Origin of the sequence: Thiocapsa rosea (assembly GCF_003634315.1) — a bacterium.
GTDB classification, from domain to species: Bacteria; Pseudomonadota; Gammaproteobacteria; order Chromatiales; family Chromatiaceae; genus Thiocapsa; species Thiocapsa rosea.
In genome coordinates this window covers 2,598,312-2,611,914 of record NZ_RBXL01000001.1, presented here as the reverse complement: position 1 = coordinate 2,611,914, position 13,603 = coordinate 2,598,312, and the positions used below count along the sequence as shown (strand labels likewise).

Here is a 13,603-nt window from a genome sequence, read left to right as displayed (position 1 = left end):
CCGTTCCAACACATGACACAGACCGCACCGGGCGCGGTTTAATTCCGAGGACGATATGACTGAGGCTGACGCAGACACCGGTGAATTCATCCGCTGGGAATCCGGCTTCCGGAACTGGGTGACGCCGGACGGCAGCCCGGGTCCGTGTGGCGAGGGCGGCTTCAAGGCCGAGCCCGGACGGTATCACCTTTACGTGTCCTACGCCTGCCCATGGGCCCATCGCACGCTGATCTTCCGAGCGCTGAAGGGCCTGGAGGATGCGATCTCGGTATCGGTCGTGCATCCGCTGATGCCGCCGGAGAGCTGGGTGTTCGGCGACTATCCCGGCGCCACGCCGGACCAGGTGCACGGCTTCGACACGCTGCACCAGCTCTATGCGCACAGCGCGCCGGACTTCGATGGCGTCGTCACCGTGCCGGTGCTGTACGACACGCAACGTGACGTCATCGTCAACAACGAATCGGCAGAGATCATCCGCATGCTGAACAGCGCCTTCAACGCTTGGGGACGCGCCGACCTGGACTTCTATCCGGCGGAACTGCATGAGGAGATCGACGCCGTCAACGCGTTGGTCTACGAGAACGTCAACAACGGCGTCTACCGGACCGGCTTCGCAACAACGCAAAGCGCCTACGAGGCGGCCTTCGATCGGCTATTCGAGACGCTCGACGAGCTCGAAGCCCGGCTCGCACGGCAGCGCTATCTGGTCGGAGACCGGATCACAGAGGCGGACTGGCGCCTGTTCACGACCCTGGTGCGCTTTGACCCCGTCTACCACGGCCACTTCAAATGCAATCAGCGGCGCCTGGTGGACTACCCGAACCTCTGGGCCTACACGCGCGAGTTCTATCAGGTGCCCGACGTTGCGCAGACGGTGAACATGGACCACATCAAGCGGCACTACTACGGCAGCCACAAGCAGATCAACCCGAACGGCATCCTGCCCAAGGGTCCGGCCCTCGACTTCGCGGCGCCCCACGGGCGCGACCGGCTCGGCGCCGGAGGCAAACCGGATGGGGAAAAAGGGGGAACGTGAAAAGACGGGAAAGGGATGCGTGTGCGGGCGGGGCATGGGGAAAAGCATCGCGGCAGAAATTGAGCGCCATTTTCGCCGTCATTCTGCTGCGGCTCCAGCCCTTGACGACATTGAACAGTCCGACTGCTATCCTGTCCGCTCAAAGATCTTCGCGAGCCAAATGTCGAGGTCAGCCATGGACATTGACCGAATCACCTTGGATCCGGCTGTCATGGGTGGTAAGCCCTGCATCCGAGGCCTGCGGGTCACGGTCGGAACGGTGCTCGGACTCATGGCCGAGGGTGTCAGCAGGGAGAGCATCCTTTCCGCGTACCCCTATCTTGAGCCCGAGGACCTGGATGCAGCGCTGGCCTACGCCGCCTGGCGTCTGGAGGAACGTGAAGAGGACCTCACGGCGGCATGACCCTGCGGCTGGTCATCGATGTCAGTCTCTCGCCGGAGTGGGTACCTGTTCTGACCGAAGCGGGATTTGCGGGCAGCGCCACCGTGCAGTTCAGCTTCACTGCCCATGAAGACCACGACACGGCACCGCTGTAATAGAGCCGCCGGTAACCCAACGGTCCGACCCGTCGCTTAAGACCCTCAGGTCGCGGCCGCCCAGGGGAAATGGCGTCAGGTTCCATTGATCTGAAATTGAGCCTGGCCGCTGCCGGCGTGCACACGCCGTTGAGCTGGCGCATGCCCTCGGAGAGGTTGGCATCCGGCGTCTCCAACAACAGATGGTAGTGGTTCGTCATCAGGCAATCGGCGCGACAGATCCAGTTGAATCGGTCGCAGGTCTGTCCCAGGATGCCGAGAAACGCTGCCCGGTCACCATCGCTGCGCCGCTCGTGACCGCGTGCCGTCACGTGATAGAGTGCGCCGGCAAATTCCAGCCGGAGGTGTAATCTAAGGCCTATGGCTCGCCCCGGGAGGACACCACCCATGATTGCAACCGCCAAGATCCGCTCCACAGAGCACCAACAGACAGTGCAGCTTCCTCCAGGGTTCGAGCTCGCCGCGGACGAGGTATGGGTCCGCAAGGATGAGGCAACCGGCGAGATCATCCTGACCCCCAAGGCCCCAGGGCCCAATTCCGACGGGCTGCAATCGCTGTTCATGCTGCTGGACGAGGCGCCCCTGCCCGCAGATTTTCTGTCGGAACGGTCGAATCCGGTCAAGGTGCCCCGCAACCCGCTGGAAGACTGGTCGGCATGATCCGTTACCTCATCGATACGGACATCTCGAGCTATTTCCTCAAAAAGCGCTATCCGTCGCTTGATCGGCGGATGCGGGCGGCCTTGATGGCAAACGCGGTCGCGATCTCCGCCATCACCCGGGCCGAGCTGCGCTACGGACAAGCCTTGCTGCCGAGCGATGCCGCAAGCGCCACGCGCTGATCGATGCCTTCATCGCGGAGGCCTCCAGTCCTCGACTGGGGCAGTCGGGCCGCTGACCGTTACGGTGCGGTCGCTGCCGACCTGCGCCGCAGGGGCCTGCCGATCGGCTGCATGGACACCAAGATCGCGGCCCATGCTTTGGCGGAAGGGCTGATTCTCGTCACCAATAACGCCGACGATTTCGGGCGGGTTCCCGGACTTACCTTGGAGAATTGGATCGAGGCGGCGGCAGGGGTATGACTGGCTACTGAACCGCGTCCAATCGATCCGGTTCGTGGGCCGCAGCCTGCGGAGGACCGAGCCTAGCTCCTGGCTACAGCGGGACCAGGAAAGCAGAGCTTCTCGAACCGAGTTACCAAGCTCCGCTTGGAAACCAAGGACGAGAAAGGAAGACGGCGGCGAAGCGAAAAACGTGGAAAAACGGACCAGACTCGAATGGCACGACTGCTACCGCTAAGACATACCCATTAGGAAGGAACAGGGTCGGGTCTTGGCAAGAGTCAAGACCCGACCCCGAATCCGCTGAAGGCAAGGCGCTGGCGTTTCGGGATCTCGCACAGCGGTCGCTTCGGGTCGATCAGCGCCTGCATGCGCTCGACAAATTGCTCGGATCCCAGGTAGATCTGGCCCTTCAGCCCCGACCAGGGACCGGCGGCGCCGATGCCTTCGGCGACGAACCGCCGGTAGCCGGCCATCGCTTCGGCCCTGCGCTCGGCGAACGCCCGCAACACCCAATCCGTCTCCAGGAATGCCGGCACGGCGATTTCCTCTCCGACCGTCGCACGGTAACTGCTCCACGGCCAGTCGCCCGGCGCTCCCACCATCCCGGCGCGGACGGGATTCAGCACCACATAGCGGGCCAGCTCCAGCAGGTCACGCTCACTCCACCAGGATAGCCTCGAAACGGCCCTGAAACAGGTGCCCGACGTGCCCGGGGGCGCGGTTGACATACTGCGTGTAGACACCGTTGATCTCGCGCATCCCCTTGGAGAGATTGCCATCCGTCGTTTCCAACAACAGGTGGTCGTGGTTCGTCATCAGGCAGTAGGCGTGACAGATCCAGTTGAATCGCTCGCGGGTTTGCCCCAGGACGCCGAGAAACGCCACCCAGTCGCCATCGGCGTCGCCGAGAAAGATGCTGCGCCGCTCGTTGCCGCGTGCCGTAACGTGATAGAGCGCACCGGCAAATTCCAGCCGGAGGGGCCGCGCCATCGTTTTCCTCGTCGCCGCGAAAACCTACGGCACACCATAAGATCAAGCCCGCAGGATGTTCAATGTGGTGATCCGGGCTTCCCGGCCCTCTCAACGAGCCTAGTGCTGCAGAGTGAAAATCCTGATACCGCTCGTGAGGTGTACACGGTGACATAACGGCCATGTTCATCATCTCTCGTGTCGACGCGTTCGCCATGGTTCGCTGTTGTGTCGCTGCCCCCATTGACGTGACGAACAAGCCCCGCCGCCGTCTCGAGGCCATCGTGCGCCGGCATAGCGCGCCGCAGAGCCTCGTGATGCGGGCGCGGATCATTCTGCTCGGCGCGGCCGGCGCGGGTGTGCGCGAAACCGCCGAGCAATTGGGCCTCGGGCGTGCCACTGTCCAGCGTTGGCGCGCACGCTGGATGGCCACCGCGGGCCGGCCGTTCCAGTCACGCACTGGACCCACGCCGCCCTCGCCGAGGAGGTGATCGCGCGCGGCATCGTCACGGAGATCTCCGCCCACTCGATCGGTCGCTTCCTTCGCGAGGTCGATCTGAAGCCGCATCGCACCCGCGGCTGGATCAACAGCCCGCGCGATGCGCAGTTCGAGGACAAATGCCGCGATGTCTGCGAGACCTACTGTTTGGCGCCCGAGCGTGCGGCCGCCGGGATCCAGACGCGCAACATCGATGAAATGACCGGGGTGCAGGCCCTCGAGCGGGCAGCCCCGACCCTGCCGATGCGCCCGGGTCGGACGGAACGACGCGAGTTCGAAGACATCCGTCACGGCACCTTGACCCTCATCGCCTCCTTCGATGTCGCCACCGGCCGGGTCACCTATCGGCTCGGGCCGACCCGCACCGAGGCCGATTTCGCCGAGTGGCTCGTCGAGCTGCTCGCCAGCCGCGATGCCGCCACACACCGGCACCTGATCATGGACAACCTTGGACGGTGCGGGCGTCGTTTAGGCACGCTCGAACAGACATCCCACGCTGGCCCCCATCTGCGGGAACATGTCGGAGCATCGCTCAGGGTCGAGCTTGTGACCGAGGTCAGGGTTCGTGATGGGTAGAGAATGACCGACAATGCTACCCTCGCGACAGTGTTCGAGTTCCATTAACAGCTGACGCGCACCATTGGACGGCCGCGCGCCATGAGCGGATAGTCATGGATCTGGGCGGGCAGGTCGAGCCGGATACCTCTTCAAGTCGCGCCCATATCGAACACCCGATGAAGACGGCAATACACCTCGACCGTCTTCGCTCCAATGCATCGCCCGCAACAACCGGTACACATAGAGGATTTCAGTGAGCAGTAACGCATGCCCCGAGTGCAGTACTCCGAAGCATCCACTCTTGCGCTGTCCCGAGTGCGGATTCACTCACCGGTTGGCCGCTCAAAGCGCCGTGCCGGACGCCATTGATTCGAGTCCGGCGGTAGCATGGCGACCACCAACAATCGCCGATCAGACCAAGGCCAGTTCAGCACCGATCATCAGACACAAGCGTCGTCGCCTCACCGCCGTGGCCGGTTCATCGGTCCCCCGTTGCGCGGTCTGCGACAGCCCGGCCGTGCCCGGCGAGGCGCTGTGTGCGCAGCATAGCGAGGATGTGGGCTTGGTCGACTAGCCGACCCGGCGATACGGTCGCGGATCCGTTGCTGTGCACAAAAAACGGGGCACGCGGCCCCGTTTGAAATGATTGGGCGCGGCCGGAGCCGCGCCGCAGAGGCATCAGGAACCGCCGAAGATGGCGTATGGAACAAGGGGCACCAGACAAATCGCCACAGCCGTCCAAAAGGCCCAGCGGTTACCCGAACGCAGTGCTTCATCGCTCATCGTTGGTGCGCAAGGGAATGCCGATTACCGCAACCAGCGTGGCCCGCGACGAGCGAAGGAACAGAAGCATGCGTGACACCGCAGACCGGGCATCGCGAGCCCCTTTATCCTAGGTTTATGGTTTAGTTGGCCGGTCGAATGAGCAGGACTCGTTTAGGGTGGCGGCCAAGGCGTCCATCAACGCGGATGATCCGCCGTCGCGTGCGTCGAGCTTGGCGTTCAGTCGTGCGCAGCGCCGCTGTTTCAGCGGGCCCGGCGGAAGCTCGCGGGCGAGCGCGAGGGCGCAGTGCAGATCGCGGGTGCGGTGCTCGTGATACTTCGCCAGTTCCGTGCGCGCCTCGGCATCACCTTGCGCCGCGAGTTGCTCCCAGATCGCACGGGCCTGATCCCAATCGCCACGTCGACGATGCAGGCGGGCCAGATCCAGCAGGCCAGCCGGATCCAGGCGGCAACGCTCGGACCGAAGCAGCTCGAACGCGCGATCGGATCGACCCTGCGCCTGATGGTAGGCGGCGACCGCTCGGACATCCGCATCGAACGCACCCGGATCCGCGAAGACCTCGCCCAGACGCGGGATCAAAGCCGCGAGCGAGAGCAGATCCCAGCGGTTGTGCCGCAGCACGCCGGCCAACGGGGTCACCTCTCCTGCGCGCAACCAGGCGAGCCAAGCCGCCGGGGCTTCTGAGCCCGGCAGGTCGTCCTTGCGCTTGAACCCCAAGAGGCGCTGCTCGACGCTCGCGAGTCGGCAATCGGGCCAGACCCGACCGTAGGCACGTCGCACCGGCTTCAACAGATCCAGATGCGGCAACGCCGGGAGCGGATCGGCTTGGCCGGACAGGCGAAAGCGCGTGGTGAGCAGCGGGATGTCGAAGGACAGGCCGTTGTAGCTGACGAGCAGGCCGGCGCTCACCAACTCGGCGGCGATCGCCTCCAGATAGGCGGACTCCGAGTCGAGACGGGTCAGCAGGAACTGGCGGAGCGTCCAACCGTCGTCCCGTGCGCGCAGCAGGCCGGTCATGAAGGCCCAGGTCCCCGTGCCGCCGGCCAAACCGCTGGTTTCGGTGTCCAGGCAGATGAGATCGGCCACCGTCGGGAAGGGTGCCACAGGTTCGGATTCGGGCCGAGGGGCGAGATGCGAGGCCGCGGTTACCCAGCCGCGATCGATCGATGCGTCAATGCAGGCGTCGCCGCACGGCCCCATCGACACTTGGCCGTGTCGGCGGTGTCCGACAAACCTCCGCTCGAGGCAGAGGACGCCGGGCGCGATCTCGACCGCTCCGACCGCTTCGGCCAAGACATGGGTTTGCGGTCCAAGGGCACTGGCTGCGTGCGACTGTCCAACCGACATCCGCCGGAGCCTCTCGGCAAGCGAAGGGCGATCGACCGACGCGGACGAGCCGGCGTCCGCTCCCTCCGCAGCGGGAGCCGGACCACGCAAGCGTCGAAGGCGCTCGTTCAGCTGCATCCCGCGCGACACCACCATTCAGCTTTGTAATCGAATGTCAGGCACACCATTGCAGCTCCGGGTCCGCCAGGTTTCGCTCCGACGTTAATCTCGAACTGACGCGGGGTCAACGCAACAGCTCGACACCGCGCCGCGAGCCTAACCCGACCTACCGATGAACCCCGAAACGCTCAATAGATCAAGCACCGCCAAGGCCGCCTGACGCGGCGTGACAGCAAGATCTTCATCGCCGCGCAAGACCGGCCCGACACAGGCGGGACAGCCGGCGGTACAGCCGCAACTTGCGACCAGATCGCGTGCATCGCTCACCAGCAGCGGGGCATCGTCGTAGAGCGGCGCGGAGAGCCCGACGCCACCCGGATAGTTGTCGTAGAGAAAGAGCGTCGGCTCGAAGCGCTGGCCCGACATGGGATCCAAGGGCGTGTTGTCGGGTCCGCGCATCTGACCGCGACCCTCGGCGCCGACGATGGCGAACCAGGTCCCCTGCCCGTCTCCGACCGAGCGGCCCAGGTCATGGATCTCGGCCATCGAGCGCAGCGCGGCGACATGGTGCAGGGCGTAGGCGGCGCCGAGAAAGCCGTCGATCGCCTGTTGGCGATCCGGCAGCGCGGCTTCCAGCGCGGCCGGCTCGACCTGCCACCAGAGGGCAGTGGTATGCATCTCCTGATCCGGCAGGTCGATGTTGCCGTAGCCGATATTGTCGTGGCTGTAGTAGCGGATCTTCTTGTAGCCGGGATAGCGTCGGACCAGGTGGACCTCGCCTTGCGCCGTCGCGCCCTGGCCTTGAGCGCGGCCGTCGAACCGGGCGAGGATTTTCAGCCGGGTGTAGTCGATGGCGTCCGTGTAATAGTCGGCGCGGGTGCGGGTCACGAACGCCTTGCGGCCGGTCCAGTCCAGACGCTCCACCTGATAGGGCTGGGACTGGATCATGTAGATGGCGCCTTCGTAAAGCGTGCCGGGGGCGCTGCTGTAGTCGACCTCGGCGATGACCGTTTGGGCGCCGCCGGTGGTGTCGATCACCACGAAGTTGCCCTCGGCGACCGAGCGCAGGGAGACGGCGTTGGCGGGATAGCTGTCGGCGACCCAGAACCAGCGGTCTCCCTGATGCTGCAGGACGCCCTCGTCGCGCAGATAGCTCAGCATCTCGCCGAGATCCTCCGCGCCGAAGGACTCGCCGTCGCGAAACGGCAGCTCGAAAGCGGCGCAGCGCACATGGTCCATGAGGATCAAGAGCTGGTCCGGATGGATGCGCGCGTGCTCGGGGGATGCGCCGAAGAAGAACTCGGGATGGCGCATCATGTATTGATCGAGCGCGTCACTGGTCGCGACCATGACTCCCAGGCTGGGCTTGAGCCGCCGCCCCGCCCGCCCGAGGCGCTGCCAGGTCGCGGCCACGGTTCCCGGATAGCCGTTCAGGATGGCGACATCCAAGGCACCGATGTCGACCCCGAGCTCCAAGGCCGAGGTGCTGACCACCAGATCCACGGCACCGGCGCGCATGGTCTGCTCGGCACGGCGGCGCTCGCTCGGCAGATAGCCGCCGCGATAGGCCAAGACACGGGCAGGCTTGCGCGGGTCGCGATCAAAGACATCCTTCAGATATTTGGTGATGACCTCGACCATCAGGCGCGAGCGGGCGAAGACGATACTTTTCAGCCCCAGCTTGGCCGCCGTTCGCGCGATGCGCGTGGTCTGGGAGCGGGCCGATGCACGGATGCCGAGATCCGGGTTGATGACCGGCGGGTTCCACAGCAGGAGATGACGCTCGCCTTGCGGCGCGCCGGACTCGGTGATGGCCGCGACCGGCGCGCCGCAGAGACGCTCGGCCAGCTCGGCGGGATTGGCGATAGTCGCCGAGGCGAAGATGAAGGTCGGCTCCACACCGTAGAAGCGACAGACCCGCAACAGGCGCCGAAAGACATTGGCGACATGCGAACCGAAGACGCCGCGGTAGGTGTGCAGCTCGTCGACAACGATGTAAGCCAGCCCCTCGAAGAACTGCGCCCACTTGGTGTGATGCGGCAGGATCGCCTGATGCAGCATGTCCGGATTGCTGAGCACGATGTCGCCACGCGTGCGCACCGCCTTGCGCGCATCGCCCGGCGTGTCGCCGTCGAAGGTGAATGCCTTCACACCCGGCCCGCCGGCCGCCTGGATGGCGCGACTCAGTTCCATCAGCTCGGCGGCTTGGTCCTGAGCGAGCGCCTTGGTCGGGAAGAGATAGAGCGCCTTGCGGCCTTGCGCCAGCACCGCATCGAGCACGGGCAAGTTGTAGCAGAGCGTCTTGCCCGAAGCGGTCGGCGTGGCGACCACGAAGTGCCGCTTGGCGCGGGCCAGATCCCAGGCCGCGCGTTGATGGCTGTAGAGGCGCGCGCGACCTCCCGACCTCAGCGCCTCGGCCAGCGACGGTGCGAGGTTGTCCGGAAGTTCAAGCCAGCGCGCGGGCCGCGCGGCCTGAGTCGACTCGCCGGCGATCCGTCCCCGATAGCCCTTGAGTAGATGGGCCTTCAGACGTGTGACGGGCTGAGACGCGTTCGGCGCGGTCTCGATGATCGTCTCTTCGCGGGCAGCGCGGGTCAGTGGATCAGAAAGAGGCACGCTGTGGATTCCGCTCACGGGGTGTTGGCTGATGGGATGAGTCGGTCTTGTTCGTAAGACCGACAAGTAGGGTGGACGAGCGAGAGCGAAGTCCACCGAGTGCTGCGCGGGCGCTGGTGGACTGCGCTGCGCTTGTCCACCCTACGGCGCTTGTCCATTACCCGACTGCGCTGCTCCACCCGCTCCGTCCAACCGGGATGGTTCGGATAGGGCGCGGGATGCAATGAGCCGCGATCATCACCCGGACATCCTGATCCTGCAACCTCGCTGTTCGGGTCGCTGGCGATGCAGACACGGCGACCATGGAAACTGCTAACCTGTTGGACATGCGAAGATGATCGCTTTGGCAGAGGTCGATGTCACCATGTCCACGCGCGCAGCCGCTCGAGCCGAGCAGCACACACCGACAACTGAAACAGACAGCGTTCAACCCGTCTCGCAGGCGGGTCGCTTGGTCACGGAGGAGGAGTACTGGCGCGACTACTACTTCGAATCGGACATCCATTACGAATGGAACAACGGTCGCTTGGAGGAGAAACCCGTGTCCGATTACGGCACCTATCTGGTCTATGCCTGGTTCACGCTACTCCTGCAACACTTCCTGCGCGCCCGGCCAATCGCGAAGATGGTCGCACTGGAGATGGGGTTCAGGTTGCCGCTGCCGACCGGGACGGTGATCCGCAAGCCGGACTTCGGCGTCGTGCGCAATGACAACCCACAGCCGCTGTTGTATTTCGACGCCTCCTATCACGGCGTCTTCGATCTCTGCGTGGAGGCACTGTCCGAGAGAAAGCCCGCAGGTATCGTGCGCGACACGGTGACCAAGAAGGCCGAATATGCCGCAGGCGGTGTCAAGGAATACATCATTCTGCACCGCGAACCCGAGCGTCAGGCCTTTTACACACTGACGACTGCGGGTGTCTACGTCCCCATTGCACCCGAGGAGGGCGTGATCCACTCCCGCGTCCTGCCCGGCCTTGGGTTCCGGTTGGACGATCTGATCGCGCAGCCTTCGCTTGAGGAGATGCGTCGAGATCCGGTCTACGCCGCATTCGTGCTGCCGGGCTGGCGCGAGGCCGAGGAACGAGCCGAGGCGGAGGCTCGACGTGCCGAGTCCGAAAGCCAGGCACGCATGGCGCTCGAGCAGCGTCTGGATGAAGAGATTCGGGCGCGCCAAGAGGCCGAGGAGGCGCTCGCGCAACTCCGCGCGCAACGGCCCGGGCGCTGACCGTCCGAACCGGCCATTTCGCAACCCCGCGCTGGGTTTATGGCAAGACCGGAAAACCCTATACTGCCGATTGCTTAAAAGCGCTCGACGCAACTCAACCGCGTCCAGAGCGGGAGGCTAGATTTTCGAGTGAGCTCGACGTTTAGTGCATCCACAGCCCTTAGCGGAGACGCGGGTTAAAATGATATATTTTTTAAAACCTTAAGCCGCGCCGGCTCCAGCGGTCGTCAAGGCGGCCGGGGCCGATCCCATCCAAAAACATCGCATACCGCGCTGGCGCGGTTTAAAACCCAGAGGACACCCATGCACAACGGCACGACCATCACCCAGTTCATCATCGAGGAGCAGCGTCACGTGGCCGGCGCCACGGGCGATTTCACTTCCCTGCTCAACGATATCGTCACGGCCTGCAAGGTCATCAGCAACATGGTGAACCATGGTGCGCTGGTCGGCGTGCTCGGGAGCGCCGAGAGCGAGAACATCCAAGGCGAGACTCAGAAGAAGCTCGACATCCTCACCAACGAGGTCTTCATCAAGTCCAACGAATGGGCCGGTCATCTGGCGGCCATGGCGTCCGAAGAGATGGACACCATCTACGACATCCCGGCCAAGTACCCTCGCGGCAAGTATCTACTGACCTTCGACCCGCTCGACGGCTCCTCGAACATCGACGTGAACGTCTCGGTGGGCACCATCTTCTCGATCCTGCGCATTCAGGGCGGCGACGGCGCGCCGACCGAGCGTGATTTCCTCCAGGCCGGCACCCAACAGATCGCCGCCGGATATGCGCTCTATGGACCCTCGACCATGATGGTCCTGACCACCGGCAACGGCGTGAACGGCTTCACCCTGGATCAGAACATCGGCGAGTTCATCCTCACCCACCCGAACATGACGATTCCGGCCGACACGCGTGAGTTCGCGATCAACGCCTCGAACATGCGTTTTTGGGAACCGCCGGTCAAACGCTATGTCCAGGAGTGCCTGGACGGCAAAGAAGGCCCGCGCGGGGAGGACTTCAACATGCGCTGGATCGCCTCCATGGTCGCCGAGGTGCATCGCATCCTCACGCGCGGCGGCGTCTTCATGTACCCCATCGACAGCAAGATGAAGGACAAGGGTCAAGGCGGCAAGCTGCGTCTGCTCTACGAGGCCAACCCTATGTCCTTCATCGTCGAGCAGGCCGGCGGCGGGTCCATCACGGGCACCCAGCGCATCATGGATCTGCAGCCCGAGTCCTTGCATCAGCGGGTCCCGGTCATCCTGGGTTCCAAGAACGAGGTCGAGCGCATCCTGGGTTACCACGACCAAGCCTAAAGGCCCGTTTGCCGGATCCTGTTTGCAGTCCTCGACGCGACTCAGTACGGCGATCCGGCAACACGCGCCTTAGCACTTCACCGCAGATTCGCCGAGACCGCTCGTTGTCGTTGTCGTGATCGTAATCGATTGTCGACAACGACAACGATTCCGGATGGTCCCGGAATCTCGACACAGCAACGCTTGCCTCAAGCCAGCTCGATTTCGACCGCCCCCGCAACACGCCGAGCCTTCTCCCGAGCCTCCTCCAGCGTCTCTCCGCGCGCCAGCGCCACACCCACGCGACGCTTGCCGTCGACCTCAGGTTTACCGAACAGGCGCATGGCGGTGTCCGGCTCCGCGAGTGCACGATCCAGACCGCCGAAGCGCAGATCCTGCGACCGCCCCTCCGCCAAGAGCGCCACCGATGCCGAAGGGCCGAGCTGCCTGATCTGCGGCACCGGCAGACCCAGGATAGCGCGCACATGCAGCGCGAACTCCGAGAGATCCTGCGAGATCAGCGTCACCAACCCGGTGTCGTGCGGGCGCGGCGAGACCTCGCTGAACCAGACCTGATCGTCGCGCACGAACAGCTCCACGCCGAAGATGCCGGTGCCACCCAACGCATCGGTCACCGCACCGGCGATCTCCTGCGCACGGGCCAGCGCGCATGCCGACATCGGGTGCGGCTGCCAAGATTCGCGGTAGTCGCCGTCGATCTGCAGATGGCCGATCGGCGCGCAGAAGCTGGTCCGGTCCCCGTGACGCAGGGTCAGCAAGGTAATCTCGTAGTCGAAGGCGACGAAGCCCTCCACGATCACGCGGCCCGACCCCGTGCGCCCGCCCTGCTGCGAGTAATCCCACGCACCCTGCACCTGCTCCGGACTGCGCACGGTGCTCTGACCCTTGCCCGAAGAGCTCATGACCGGCTTGACCACGCAGGGCAGACCGATCGCCTCGACGGCGGCACGGTAGCCGGCGTCGTCATCGGCAAACCGATAGGGCGAGGTTGGCAGGCCCAACTCCTCCGCGGCCAGCCGACGGATGCCCTCGCGGTTCATCGTCAGATGCGCAGCCCGCGCGGTGGGCACGACATGACGGCCCCCGGCTTCCAACTCCAGGAGCGTCGCCGTGGCGATCGCCTCGATCTCGGGGACGATCAGTGCCGGATCCTCTTCGGCAACCAGTGCCGCCAGTGCGTCGGCATCCAGCATGTTCATGACATGGCTGCGATGCGCGACCTGCATCGCCGGCGCGCCCGGGTAGCGATCCACGGCGATCACCTCCACCCCGAAGCGCTGCGCCTCGATGGCGACCTCCTTACCGAGCTCGCCCGAGCCGAGCAACATCATGCGGGTCGCGCCTGCGGCGCCGGGTGTTCCGATCCTGGTCATGCGGGTGCTCCGGGTTTGGCTTCGGCGGGATGATATACCGAGGGGACCTGAAATTTAGCCGCATGGAACAAAACACCCGGAGGATCGGGGCACGCGCGGCAGGCGACCCGGCGATCGCTGCATCCACAACCCTTAGCAGAGACGCGGTTTGAAACGATATATTTTTTAATATCTTA

15 protein-coding genes and 1 pseudogene are annotated in these 13,603 nt (G+C 64.5%); 10 read left to right on the top strand and 6 right to left on the bottom strand.

Annotated features, from left to right (window positions below):
• Positions 1–55 precede the first annotated feature (55 nt).
• The 3 genes from BDD21_RS11515 to BDD21_RS27805 all read left to right on the top strand — a co-directional run bounded on the left by BDD21_RS11515 (position 56) and on the right by BDD21_RS27805 (position 1,573).
• A complete protein-coding gene (locus BDD21_RS11515) occupies positions 56–1,036 on the top strand; it encodes a glutathione S-transferase family protein (RefSeq protein WP_120797293.1) in 981 nt (326 codons plus the stop codon).
• 175 nt (positions 1,037–1,211) lie between these two features.
• A complete protein-coding gene (locus BDD21_RS11510; protein ID WP_120799876.1) occupies positions 1,212–1,439 on the top strand; it encodes a DUF433 domain-containing protein in 228 nt (75 codons plus the stop codon).
• Positions 1,436–1,573 (top strand): hypothetical protein, encoded by a 138-nt coding sequence (locus tag BDD21_RS27805; RefSeq protein WP_170164740.1) that lies wholly within the window; start codon positions 1,436–1,438, stop codon positions 1,571–1,573. Before BDD21_RS11510 ends, BDD21_RS27805 begins: the two co-directional genes overlap by 4 nt.
• An 89-nt stretch (positions 1,574–1,662) precedes the next feature.
• Here BDD21_RS27805 and BDD21_RS28595 read toward each other — a convergent pair.
• Positions 1,663–1,962 (bottom strand): annotated as a pseudogene (locus BDD21_RS28595) (transposase); the annotation flags it as partial.
• Between BDD21_RS28595 and BDD21_RS11500 the strand changes: the two are divergent.
• The 3 genes from BDD21_RS11500 to BDD21_RS29125 are packed head-to-tail and all read left to right on the top strand — an operon-like array spanning position 1,961 to position 2,655.
• On the top strand, positions 1,961–2,233 hold the full coding sequence (locus BDD21_RS11500) for an antitoxin (RefSeq protein ID WP_120797292.1): 273 nt from the start codon (positions 1,961–1,963) through the stop codon (positions 2,231–2,233). The pseudogene BDD21_RS28595 and the gene BDD21_RS11500 overlap by 2 nt on opposite strands.
• Complete coding sequence (locus tag BDD21_RS11495; protein WP_120797291.1) at positions 2,230–2,415, top strand: PIN domain-containing protein; 186 nt, start codon at positions 2,230–2,232, stop codon at positions 2,413–2,415. Before BDD21_RS11500 ends, BDD21_RS11495 begins: the two co-directional genes overlap by 4 nt.
• A 3-nt stretch (positions 2,416–2,418) precedes the next feature.
• Entirely contained in the window at positions 2,419–2,655 is a 237-nt protein-coding gene (locus tag BDD21_RS29125) for a type II toxin-antitoxin system VapC family toxin (RefSeq protein ID WP_342769604.1), read from the top strand.
• Between the two features lie 260 nt (positions 2,656–2,915).
• Here BDD21_RS29125 and BDD21_RS29195 read toward each other — a convergent pair whose 3' ends face one another.
• Positions 2,916–3,365, bottom strand: coding sequence for a hypothetical protein (locus tag BDD21_RS29195; RefSeq protein WP_425470238.1), 450 nt, complete (start codon positions 3,363–3,365; stop codon positions 2,916–2,918).
• Positions 3,295–3,627: a transposase gene (locus tag BDD21_RS29190; RefSeq protein ID WP_425470237.1), complete on the bottom strand. Its 333-nt coding sequence runs from the start codon at positions 3,625–3,627 to the stop codon at positions 3,295–3,297. Before BDD21_RS29190 ends, BDD21_RS29195 begins: the two co-directional genes overlap by 71 nt.
• Positions 3,628–3,788: 161 nt before the next feature.
• Between BDD21_RS29190 and BDD21_RS29185 the strand changes: the two genes are divergently transcribed.
• Entirely contained in the window at positions 3,789–4,097 is a 309-nt protein-coding gene (locus BDD21_RS29185) for a helix-turn-helix domain-containing protein (protein ID WP_120797290.1), read from the top strand.
• Entirely contained in the window at positions 4,016–4,681 is a 666-nt protein-coding gene (locus BDD21_RS28590; RefSeq protein WP_245969543.1) for a transposase, read from the top strand. The genes BDD21_RS29185 and BDD21_RS28590 overlap by 82 nt, the downstream gene beginning before the upstream one ends.
• Positions 4,682–5,561: 880 nt before the next feature.
• On the opposite strand, the gene BDD21_RS11475 is transcribed toward BDD21_RS28590, so the two are convergent.
• Together BDD21_RS11475 and BDD21_RS11470 are read right to left on the bottom strand one after the other, a co-directional pair.
• Positions 5,562–6,794, bottom strand: a complete 1,233-nt coding sequence (locus tag BDD21_RS11475; protein WP_170164739.1) for a ribonuclease H-like domain-containing protein — start codon at positions 6,792–6,794, stop codon at positions 5,562–5,564.
• 255 nt (positions 6,795–7,049) lie between these two features.
• Positions 7,050–9,509 carry a DEAD/DEAH box helicase gene (locus BDD21_RS11470; protein WP_120799875.1) on the bottom strand — a complete coding sequence of 820 codons (2,460 nt, stop codon included), beginning with the start codon at positions 9,507–9,509 and terminating at the stop codon, positions 7,050–7,052.
• Positions 9,510–9,843: 334 nt separating this feature from the next.
• Between BDD21_RS11470 and BDD21_RS11465 the strand changes: the two genes are divergently transcribed.
• Entirely contained in the window at positions 9,844–10,737 is an 894-nt protein-coding gene (locus tag BDD21_RS11465; protein ID WP_245969540.1) for a Uma2 family endonuclease, read from the top strand.
• 303 nt (positions 10,738–11,040) lie between these two features.
• Positions 11,041–12,054 (top strand): class 1 fructose-bisphosphatase, encoded by a 1,014-nt coding sequence (locus BDD21_RS11460; RefSeq protein ID WP_120797288.1) that lies wholly within the window; start codon positions 11,041–11,043, stop codon positions 12,052–12,054.
• 188 nt (positions 12,055–12,242) lie between these two features.
• On the opposite strand, the gene purT is transcribed toward BDD21_RS11460, so the two are convergent.
• Positions 12,243–13,427, bottom strand: a complete 1,185-nt coding sequence (gene purT / locus BDD21_RS11455) for a formate-dependent phosphoribosylglycinamide formyltransferase (RefSeq protein ID WP_120797287.1) — start codon at positions 13,425–13,427, stop codon at positions 12,243–12,245.
• Positions 13,428–13,603 lie beyond the last annotated feature (176 nt).

Bases quoted from the DNA above. Each gene is read 5' to 3' on its own strand.
- BDD21_RS11515 (WP_120797293.1), top strand. From the start codon at position 56: ATGACTGAGGCTGACGCAGACACCGGTGAATTCATCCGCTGGGAATCC.
- BDD21_RS11510 (WP_120799876.1), top strand. From the start codon at position 1,212: ATGGACATTGACCGAATCACCTTGGATCCGGCTGTCATGGGTGGTAAG.
- BDD21_RS27805 (WP_170164740.1), top strand. From the start codon at position 1,436: ATGACCCTGCGGCTGGTCATCGATGTCAGTCTCTCGCCGGAGTGGGTA.
- BDD21_RS11500 (WP_120797292.1), top strand. From the start codon at position 1,961: ATGATTGCAACCGCCAAGATCCGCTCCACAGAGCACCAACAGACAGTG.
- BDD21_RS11495 (WP_120797291.1), top strand. From the start codon at position 2,230: ATGATCCGTTACCTCATCGATACGGACATCTCGAGCTATTTCCTCAAA.
- BDD21_RS29125 (WP_342769604.1), top strand. From the start codon at position 2,419: ATGCCTTCATCGCGGAGGCCTCCAGTCCTCGACTGGGGCAGTCGGGCC.
- BDD21_RS29195 (WP_425470238.1), bottom strand. From the start codon at position 3,365: ATGTCAACCGCGCCCCCGGGCACGTCGGGCACCTGTTTCAGGGCCGTT.
- BDD21_RS29190 (WP_425470237.1), bottom strand. From the start codon at position 3,627: ATGGCGCGGCCCCTCCGGCTGGAATTTGCCGGTGCGCTCTATCACGTT.
- BDD21_RS29185 (WP_120797290.1), top strand. From the start codon at position 3,789: ATGTTCATCATCTCTCGTGTCGACGCGTTCGCCATGGTTCGCTGTTGT.
- BDD21_RS11475 (WP_170164739.1), bottom strand. From the start codon at position 6,794: ATGTCGGTTGGACAGTCGCACGCAGCCAGTGCCCTTGGACCGCAAACC.
- BDD21_RS11465 (WP_245969540.1), top strand. From the start codon at position 9,844: ATGATCGCTTTGGCAGAGGTCGATGTCACCATGTCCACGCGCGCAGCC.
- BDD21_RS11460 (WP_120797288.1), top strand. From the start codon at position 11,041: ATGCACAACGGCACGACCATCACCCAGTTCATCATCGAGGAGCAGCGT.
- purT (WP_120797287.1), bottom strand. From the start codon at position 13,427: ATGACCAGGATCGGAACACCCGGCGCCGCAGGCGCGACCCGCATGATG.